The organism is Paraburkholderia dipogonis, assembly GCF_042680985.1.
GTDB classification, from domain to species: domain Bacteria; phylum Pseudomonadota; class Gammaproteobacteria; order Burkholderiales; family Burkholderiaceae; genus Paraburkholderia; species Paraburkholderia phytofirmans.
This window is the reverse complement of the sequence record NZ_JBHUFR010000056.1, coordinates 1-1,155: the sequence shown is the minus strand read 5'-3', so window position 1 is coordinate 1,155 and position 1,155 is coordinate 1. Positions and strand designations below refer to the sequence as shown.

The 1,155-nt window shown below is 61.5% G+C and carries 1 protein-coding gene; it reads left to right on the top strand.

The window, feature by feature from the left end; all coding sequences use genetic code 11:
* Positions 1-1,155: IS5 family transposase (locus ACFSNN_RS41300; protein ID WP_377779231.1), on the top strand; the 1,155-nt coding region annotated here is incomplete at both ends.

The following is a 1,155-nucleotide window of genomic DNA, read 5'->3' as shown; positions in this document are numbered from 1 at the left end:
AAGGTCGACCGGCGAGTTCGCCGCGCCTGATTGCGGGGCTGCTGTATTTGCAGCATGCGTTCGACCTTTCCGACGAAGAAGTTGTCTGGCAATGGGTGGAGAACCCGTATTGGCAGGTGTTCACCGGTGAGACCTATTTGCAGACCGAACCGCCAATCGACCCGTCGAGCCTGACGCGCTGGCGCAAACGACTGGGCGAAGCCGGCGTTGAAGAGTTGCTGGCCGAGACGATCGAAGCGGCCAAACGTGCCGGCGTGATCAAGGCCTCGAGCGTGAAGCGCGTGATCGTCGACACAACGGTCATGGAGAAGGCGATTGCCCATCCAACCGATTCACGCCTGCTCGAGCGGTGTCGCGAACATCTGGTGAAGGCGGCCGCGCGGCACAGCCTGAAGCTGAGGCAGAACTACAACCGCGAGGCGCCGCGTCTGGGGCTGCAGATTGGCCGCTACGCTCACGCGAAGCAGTACAAACGCATGAGGAAAGCCTTGCGCACGCTGCGCTCGCGCGTTGGACGGGTGATGCGCGATGTGGAGCGACAGGTCGTCCAGGTGGCAGACCCAGGCCGTGCTGCATTGATGGAGCTGATTGGCCGCACGAAGCGCATCCTGGCGCAAAAGCCGAAGGACAAAAACAAGCTCTACGCGCTGCACGCACCAGAAGTTGAGTGTCTGGCGAAAGGCAAAACCCGCACACCCTACGAATTCGGCGTGAAAGTGTCGATCACGACGACCCACAAGGAAGGACTGGTAGTTGGCATGCGCTCGATGCCAGGCAATCCGTACGACGGTCACACGCTGGCTGAAGCACTGGAACAGGCGGCAATCCTGAGCGACACCACGCCGGAAGTCGCCATCGTTGACCGTGGCTACAAGGGTGTCGCGGTCGACGGCGTGAAGATCTACCACCCGGGCTTGCGGCGGGGCATCACACGCGGACTACGCGCAATGATCAGACGGCGAAGTGCAATCGAGCCAGCCATCGGTCACATGAAGACAGACGGGAAACTCGGCAGGAACTGGCTCAAAGGAGCGCTGGGCGACGCGATGCACGCGGTGCTGTGCGGCGCCGGCCACAACCTCCGGATGATCCTGAGGAAGCTACGGCTTCTTTGCGTCTTTATTCTGGCTGCCTTGCTTAACCGCCGCTTTGCTG